The organism is Gammaproteobacteria bacterium, from assembly GCA_013816845.1.
Classification (GTDB): Bacteria; Pseudomonadota; Gammaproteobacteria; order DSM-16500; family DSM-16500; genus Aquicella.
In genome coordinates, this window is sequence record JACDDU010000004.1 from 241,953 (window position 1) to 251,460 (window position 9,508).

Genomic DNA, 9,508 nt, shown 5'->3' on the forward strand with positions numbered 1-9,508 from the left:
AAGGGGGCAAAATACCCACGCCGTTACAATTTATTAACGAAGTAATTAATATACTTTAAGGTATAAAAATCTGTAATGGAATTGTGGGGCTAAATTATTTTTTTAAGGTGTAGGTAGCTATCGTTTGTTGTTAATTTTTGCTAGAAAAATTATTTCTATCAACTTGTGGAGAAGATCCATCATTTTTTGAATTCACATCATGATTCGAATTAAATAAAGATCCATGAAATTCCGTTAATGATGGCTGATGTAATTGATCCTGAGCATTAATTTCACGCATTAACCTTTCTAAGGTCAAGGTATCATTTGTTATTTTTGAATTCTCAATGACTATTGAGGATAGATACGCTTTAATATTTTCTACAGTGGAAGTGAGATAAGTGACGATTTGTAATTGCTCAGCAGCAGGCAATAACTGTAACATCAAATAAATATCTTCAATAGGAAGTTTATTATCTGTAAATTCAATTTTGTAATACAAGTTCGCAATCAAAGCATGATTGGTGATAGCAATCAAACATTCTAACATTCTAAATTGCATCGTTTTATTATTAATAATAGTTTCATCGTCATCATTCACATCTCGATACGTTTCAAAACTACAATAAGTTTGATATGCTTCCTTAGGCTGGTTAGTATGAAATTGATAATCTGCATAAGCTAAGATCAGACTCTCAAGTGCTTCATAAAATAAAGCATTTTTCCTTGGATCTTTAATTAGTGTTTCATTAACATCTAATCGATCTAAGATATCCGTGGGTTTAGTAATCTTGGAAAAACAATCGTATTGATCCGATTTTATTTTTTCTGCTAAGAGTTTGTTTACTACAGTGCTAAATTGCAATAAATTTTCTTCATGTAATTGATCAAGACTCATGTTATTATTGTTGTTGGTTTCCGCCACCCTCGTTTTAGATTGGACTAAATCTTCTTCACTTTCCATTTCGTCATCATCATCTAATTCTAGGTCATCATCAACTTTCGTATGAAGAGAAATAATAATACAACTTAAAGTACCTAAGTTAATTGCTTCCACATATTTATGATTACTTGTTAAATATCGTTGTCCCTTATGTAAAATTTTTAGTAAGTCTTTTTGATATGTTTCATTGTTGGTTATTTCATCTGCAATTTGGAAATTTTCATCGTCAAACAAATGTTGAGAAAGAACTTGAGCGGTATAGCTCATCGCTTCTGCATCCCTTAATTTATAAGCATCTATTAAAATTTCAAGATGGATAGATAACATAAATTGGGTTATCGATAAGATATGATTATCGTTGCTTAATATAAGGTGAGAAGGGTTGTTATTCATGGCTGATTTAACCGGGGAATGAGAAAAATATGATAAAATATGTTTATAATTAATTTGTTGTTCTTTTGATTTAATCAAAAGCTTAGTACATAAGCAAATTTGATTAATAATAATTGATTTGTATGACATAAGATTTTTATCTTGTGAATCGACCAAATTTCTTTCTACGCAATATAATGCGAGACTAAATGCCTGGATCGCTAAATCATATTTATTGTTTTTTAAATGTTGTTCACCTATTTCATATCCATAACTTTGAAAAAAACTTGTAGCATTAGGATGAATCGTTAATAGTGAGTCTGTTAAACTCCGTATGAATTCATCAATTTTATTGCTAAGATCCGTTCTATTTTCTGCAAGTTCTAGAATGCTAGCAGCGCTTAACATTGCTGTGAAAATTTCATAATTTTGTAAGGACTGTTCAAATCTGTAATATACCTGAGGAATCTCCTCTAAAAGACGTAATAATTGAAAATGATAATCCAAAAATGCACTATAATTTTTATTCAAGAGCGCAGTATTAGCCATATTTAAAATATATTTTTGTAGTTCTGAATAACAATGTGGATTTAATTGCATCAGATCAAGTTGTTCGGAAAATTCGAGAAATAACTGAATGTGATTCTGAATGATGCTTAACTGATTTTGATCAAAGATATCTGGATTTTCAATTTGTTGTGCATAACTGGTTGCTTGTATACATTTTTTTAACGCGATTTTAACATCTGCAACCTGTATAGTAGATTTATTTGGCTCAAAATAGCAAAAAACTAAGTCTCTAAGAAGGTAATCTATATTAATATTATTATTTGACTTTGCTCTATTTAATTCCCATGTACGAAATGCTTTTTCGTAATGAGGAATTGCTTGTGAATACTCATTTAATTTTTGGTATATATTACCATAACTATAATATGTTTGGATAAGCAGGTTTGTATTTATTTCGTTGAGGTTTTCTAAATTATATTTGTCAAGATAGGAAATAAAAAAACCTCCTTTTTCCTGTATTTTTTTGGAATTTTGAAAATTTTCTGGTGTTACGTGAAGATGATACATTTGAATAATATTATGAGATAGTGGAATGTAAATCTCAAAGTTTGGAGTAAATAACGGGCGCATTTCCATGAAAATTTTAAGCAGATCTAAAATTTGAAATAAAGCTATCGCATCCCTGCTTGTAGACAAGATAATTAATTGTTGGCTAAACGTCTGAAGAATAACATTACCAAATTTTTCAGCCATCGCTCGCTTAGATTTTCTTAATAATTTGATTGACAGTTTTGCGAGATCAAAAGATTGCTGATATTGGCTATTATTTAGTCCGCCTTGGATTGAAGGGGTTAATACGTCATGTAGCAAAGTGGATAGAAATTCTTGATATACTTGTTTAAAGTTAGGATTTGCTAAACTCAATGTATTCATTGCTTCAGTAAAAGCTTGAAGGTGATCTAAATAACTCATAATCTTTCCTTCATTGACCAGCGGAATGAAGCATGATGATGAAAATGAGTTAATATATATTGGATAATAAAAATTAATAAAATCTAGTATTGCCGGTAGTGTGGGATATTTAAGATAGAGCTCTGCTAATATTACCGCGCTGTTAGTTAAATTCTGCAAGATCTCGTTGTTATTTATATTAAAATAATTACAATTTAAATACATTTTAGCAATCATTAATTTAAAATCATCTGCGCAAATATCTTTATCTGTACCACTTTCATAATGTGAAAGAAAAGTGCGTGTCGCCTGATAAAGATCCCGTACATATTCATCTTGAACGGGCCAAAAACCCCGTAAAGTATAAACCATTTCTACGAGTGAATATTTTAAATGGCGATAAACATTAGGATCTAAGCCGATTTCAAATTCATCTTTATATTTTTTATATTCTGCTAATGCTGCAAATATTGAATTATTTTTAATTAAATTCTCTAATTCCATTAATTTCCCGGTTAAGGATAAATGCGTCAAACTAATATTTATAGCTTTATTATGTGTTGCTAATAAATCAGGTGCAAGACTTGACGAATCGATAGGATTTATTCGTTCGAGTGACAAACGTTCAAGAAAGCAGGAAAAACTTTCATCTTCAACTTCATCTTGAATTAAACGAACAATATTAACATTTCTATTATTGATATCTGTTATAAAAATGTCGAGTGATTCATTGTACTCTTTTCTGTTGTTTTTTTTTAATTGGTTAAACTGTGCAGTAACTTTATTTGTTTGTACTTTAGAAGGGTGACGGTTTTGAGAAAGATCGGTTAAATATGAATGGTAATTTCCAAATAATGCTTTCAATGATTGGCTTTGACTCGGATTAGCTTTAATATCAGAAGCTAATTGTGTAAATAAATCTTCAATGAGTGCCCGGCTGAGGTTAACAGATTGAATATCACCTATTGTTTGCTCAGATGATAATAAGCCTTTATTGCCTGGCCGATTAGTATGCATTGCACGAACCACTTGTAAATGAGTTGTTGATCATTATAGTAGCTCATTGACTATAATTTATTAAAAGCACCTTAAAGCGCGAATCTTAAATTCACTTGTTAAGTTAATTTTAATAAACCTATGAATTATTCTTAAAATAAATGCAACTAAGTATCTTTTTCGCAAAACCTTGTTTTCCAGGCATTTTTTTTCAATAAGCGGCGCGGTATGGAAAAAACCGATAGGTATGTATCATTGTAACCCGAGAAATTAATTGATAAAGATTCCTATTCCTCGGGTTATGATATATGTTACTTTTACTTTTTAAAAGAGAGGTGTTCAAGTATCGGATCTAAGCTTTGTTTTTCTTGCGCGTTCGGATTTTCAACGCCTCTATAAGCAACATTAAGTTTCTTTCCCTCTCCTGTTTCATAATGCTTTATCTTATCTTTCACAAAACCATTTGTACCTACGGTTTTTTTAAATTTATCAAAGTCCGCCTGCACAAAAGATATTTCCTTAATTTGATCACCTAATTTTAAGTTTAAAATGTAAGCTTGCTCCTCTTGAGAAAATCTTAATAAAAACGAACCATCTTTCTTAGTTGATAAGACATCCTGGGCAGCTTTGCTGGTTATGCTTCCATGGTAATAAGGATCATTTTGAATGCTCATATTTGCATCATTAGAATTGTTTTTATGAGAAAAAAACATGCCATTCGTGCGCGCGGCAAATTTCTGTCGCCATGATGATGGATTAGACGTCGGTTCTTTGGGTGTGTTCTTTGTTAACAATGATGGTACAGATGAAACGGAAGGTGAAGAGGTTATCTTTTTTTCCTGGATCGCAAATCTTTCAATTTTAGAAAGGTTACCTCTGTGTTTTACCTCTTTACCAATCGAATAAATAACTGGGCGGGCTTGAAAATGCGATTGAAAATATTGTCCCGCTTCCTGCTCTGCTTCATTTTTGGAGCCATGAAAAACGACAGGCGCAATATTAAGGATATTATTTTTTTCCAAAATCTGGCGGATTTTATAGTACGATTGCATATCTATTTGGGGTGCAACTAAATTATCCTTAGGTTCCACTAGTGGATCGGCCAGAGCAAAAGCTGTAATCCCTTCTTTTCGCATTTTTTGAATTAATTTTTCTTGCGCTGAACTAGATAGATTTTCAAATTCTTGCAGATGAATCACACCGACCTTAAATTCAGCTTTATACTCTTCCTTAAGTAGTTTGTTAATTCTGCTATAAGCAGTAGTAATGGAAGGACGTAGATCAGGATTAGGATCAGTCATTTCAGTTAAAATATTTAAAAGTGCAAGACGACTATTCGGATTTGATGGTAACCTATCATTTTCACGAAATTGAGAGCTCATGGCACTAACTATTTCTTGTCGAAAATACTTCCCCACTGGCGCTGCTTCTTTGGTTAAACCAAAAATGTTACCAATGGTTTGTCCGAGTGCGTAAACTTCAGTTTTTTCGTTATATACCGTAGCTTGCTTCATATCGATTAACTCGGGTGCCATATAGAACGCTGTACCATGAACCTTTGAATCATACAATTCAAATTGGTCTTTTTTACCCTGAATTGGTTTGGCCATTCCCCAGTCAACTAATTCAATTTTACACGTTCCAGGATCGCAGACAAAATTATCAGGCTTAATATCTCGATGAATAATGCCACGCGCGTGGGCATCTTTCGTGCTTTTCAAAACTCCTTTCGCGAACATTAATCGTTGCAGTGGGTTGAAATTATCTTTAGGGTTTTTTAAACCATTTGATTCGGGACCGATAAGCTTCCATAATTCATTACCTTTGGCAATTTTCATTCCAACTATATATTCATTACCTTTTCTGAGAGAATCATATTCGAATTGGAAAAGGAGTACGTCCATTTTCCACATCGCTACAACTTCACTGTAGATCATGCTTGGAGGTGTGTTTGATTTATTAATTTTTAAAACGACGAAATCGCCTGTGGTTAAATCTTGGGTTAGTTTGACGACACCAAAGGCTCCTGCCCCCAATTCTTTTTCTTGTGTAGCACCTTTATAAATTGCAAATAATTGTATTGAATTGGTTTCACTATCAGTTCTTTTTACAATGCCGTATTCTATGTCCAAATAAATATTCAGTTTTTCGAAAGCAAGTCTTCTAAGTGCTGCTTTACTATATCTACCATCGGGTTGCTCACTTAATAGCTGTGTTAGCAGTTCTATTCGATCCTCCGACACAAGTTTAGAGTTGCTTACATCCAAATCAGCTAAATCGACTTTAGGGGGGGATGTAACCAAGCTTGGTTGTTTTTTGATTTTTAGAAGTTGTGCGCATAATTCCGCCGAAATAAGTTATTTCCTTAAGTATAATCAAGATTTAACAAAATCAAGCACACTAACCTAATGATTTCAATCAAATAAAAAAAATATTTTCTTAAAGAAATCTTACCTTTTAGATAAGCCTCCTGATAAGTTGTTCTTACTTCGTTGCTATAATTAATAATCATTAATTAATAAAAGCTGAGATTGCGAAACACATGTCAAATACACGCGCCAAGTATTTATCACTTAAAGAAAAAATTGAACGCGGCTCTTTCGATAATCAGGATTTATATACGGATATTTTTGTTGCAAATTTAGATCCAGTTGAAATTGAGCAACTTTATTTGGCTGCTATCAATAAAAACGCCAGTTTTTTTTTAAGCATCCCCAAAACTGAACTTACCCATAATGTGTGTATGGCAATCGTAACGATTTCTGTTGGCTTTAAGAAATTTATCCCTGATGAGCAATTAAATGATTACGATATTCTTTATGTTATTGCTGGTGGCGAGAATAAAGGACTCAAGTTTGTTCCTGAGGCCATGCGCGATTTTAAAATGTGCTTGAGAGCTGTGAAGAGCAATGATGTCCGACAATATTTGTATGGTGATAATTGGCGTGCACTTGAATTCATTCCAGAGCCATTACTTATGCATAAGGAATTTTCAAATGCTATTTCTAGATTTGAAGAGGAAATTAAGAAAAATTGGCAACGTATAGAAAAATTTCCACTCTCGCTGCGTAACTTTGATATTTGTATGCATGCAGTTAACCAAAACTGGCAAGCTATTCACAGCGTCCCGCCTTCTTTATTGCAACGAGTCGAATTTAAAGAAGCCATATTAAATTGGCAAGCTGAAATACGACATGATTGGCGCATGTTGAAAACTACTCCCCCTGAGATTTTAACGACTGAAATTTGCATCGCAGCCATTAAGCAAAATTTTTTAGCCATTGAATATATTCCAAAAGAAGCTCAAGACTTTAATTTTTATATGGAAGCGATTAAGTTATATCCCGCTGAACTGTTGCCGTGGTTAGAAAATTATAAAATCAAGACTTCCTTAAATGCGGAGCAATTCAAAATGGTTTGCGCGGAAATTGCAAAAAAACATCCTAGCGTTTTGAAATTCTTATTATTTCAAGCTATTGAAGAAGGTAATGACCAAGAAGTAAAAAATATAATAGAAATAGATGCTACTTTAGTTAACAATCAATCGAAAGTCATAGACTTAGAAAATAAGTTTGATGAAAACATGACTTATAGTTTGCAGTATCCATTTCCTTTACATGCAGCCATTTTTTATAGCTCCCAAAAGGACCATTCTGAAAATCGAGAACATATCGTTAAATTATTGTTGGAAAATAATGCAGACCCCAATGCGAAAGCTAACCTTGGTGATACTGTCTTACATTGTGCAGCGAGTATGGGAAAGGTGTCATTTTTAGAGCTATTGATCGAACATGGTGCAGAAATCGAAGAAAAAGATGAAGGGGGACATCTGACAGCTTTTCATTATGCTGCCATATTTGGGCAACTCGATAATATGGCAGAACTAAAAAGACTTGGTGCTGATATCAATGCTAAAAGTGAAACGGATGCTAATGCTTTTCATTTAATTGCTGGATTTGAAAATAGAGAAATAATAGCAAAAAAATTAATCGATTTTGGTATTGATTACGATGACCGTGATTGTGACCATGAAACGCCTTTCGATATTTCGAGTGGAGCAGGTTTGGCAATGGCTCAGCGCCTAATAGATTACGCACAACTGCGAAAGGATTTTTTCAAAGCTATTGAACAAGGTAACACTGAAAAAGTTAGAGAAATTTTAATTAAAGATAAAGCCATTATTGAAGCGACTTCTAGTGGCATGTTCTTTTACGGTAAACATGCCTTCATTCAATTTTATCCTTTACATATGGCTGCAGTGTATGGTCATGATGAAATTATAGATTTGCTTTTAAGTGTATCAACTAACATTAATGAGCAAGACATGTTGGGTAACACTGCTCTTTCTTATGCAGCTGCATTTGGTCATCAATCAATTTTTGAAAAATTAATCAAGGTAGGTGCTGATATTAACATTAAGTATAACGGTATGACCCTCTTATTTGCTGCAGCAAATGATAAAGGGACTCCAGAAATGATAGCGCAGTTAATAAAGGCTGGAATGAATATTAATGAAACTGATGAAGAAGGAAGAACTCCTTTACATTGTGCGGCTCAGGATGGGAATTTGGAAGCAGCCAAAAAACTGATCGAATTAGGTGCTAAAACAAACATTAAAGACCGTTATGGTCGAACCCCTTTTGACCGCGCAGCATCGAAAGGTTATCCAGCTTTGATGAAATTGTTACAACCAAAAGTAATGGCAGCAGCAGAAATGCACTCCGAAAAAGAAAAACCTCATACTCTTTTTGCAGAAAAAATAGATAAGAAGCAACCTGTTTATCGTTTAATGGAAGAGGGGAGATATTTAATGAAGTCCTTCCAATACGAAGAAGCTAATAAACGATTTCGAGAGGCCTTAAATGCAATTAATCCTAATCTTAATTCTCAAACCCATTTAAAAACCATATTACAACAATATATAGATAAAAGTAGTCAGTTAGCACAGAAGTCTTCTTATCCCTATCAACATCAATCGGGGTCTCCCCTTGATGTTGCTGCAATATTAATGGATCGTGTTCGTTTTGACGATAAGGTAATAAGCCCAAAAGAGATGTATGATTTTTTACAAAAAATGGTCGCAGACCCAATTTTGAAAGTGATTTTAGAATATGTAGCGTTAGATTTTATGATTAATGAAAAGGCGCATATCCGAATAGTGCAAAACTGTAATAAATCCTCAGGTAAGTTGGGCAGTGTTGTTTATGGTTTTTATAATAAATATAGTGGAATTGTAGCGAGAGGGACTTCGTTAGATCAAGAAACACAAGGCACTATTATGCATGAGATTGCTCATTATTTTTTTAATAAAGTTTATCGCAATAATTCAAATCCATATTATGAAAATGATTTAACACATGCACACCTATTTAATGAAAAAATGAAACAAGTGCTCATTAATTATTATCAATTTTATGATGCGAGCGTAGATATTTCGAGACTAACACAGATGAATTCCTGGGCTATAGGAACAGAACTCGCGGAAAAATTTCAAACACTTGAATCGGGAAGTATACTCAAAGAAATTTTAAATATTTACAAATATTATACAGAAATGGAAGAGGCTAAAGAATTTGTGGTTCGTCTCCCCCAAGTAATTGCTAGCGAGTATACACCCACTGAAATGGTGCTTCTTGAACCTTTGTTAGAATATTACCAGCACTATTTATTACCTGAGTGCAGTAACTCCAAACTCATTCTCACTGAGCTTATTAATGATCGACATAACCCACACTGGTTGGATCTTTAACGGAACCG

At 33.2% G+C, this 9,508-nt stretch carries 3 protein-coding genes; 1 reads left to right on the forward strand and 2 read right to left on the reverse strand.

Features of this window, described 5'->3' with window-relative positions:
• Positions 1-130 precede the first annotated feature (130 nt).
• Both H0W64_09340 and H0W64_09345 read right to left on the reverse strand, forming a co-directional pair.
• On the reverse strand, positions 131-3,619 hold the full coding sequence (locus H0W64_09340; protein ID MBA3661920.1) for a hypothetical protein: 3,489 nt from the start codon (positions 3,617-3,619) through the stop codon (positions 131-133).
• A gap of 449 nt (positions 3,620-4,068) precedes the next feature.
• A complete protein-coding gene (locus H0W64_09345; GenBank protein MBA3661921.1) occupies positions 4,069-6,018 on the reverse strand; it encodes a protein kinase in 1,950 nt (649 codons plus the stop codon).
• A gap of 275 nt (positions 6,019-6,293) precedes the next feature.
• Between H0W64_09345 and H0W64_09350 the strand changes: the two genes are divergently transcribed.
• On the forward strand, positions 6,294-9,500 hold the full coding sequence (locus H0W64_09350) for an ankyrin repeat domain-containing protein (protein MBA3661922.1): 3,207 nt from the start codon (positions 6,294-6,296) through the stop codon (positions 9,498-9,500).
• Positions 9,501-9,508: the final 8 nt, after the last annotated feature.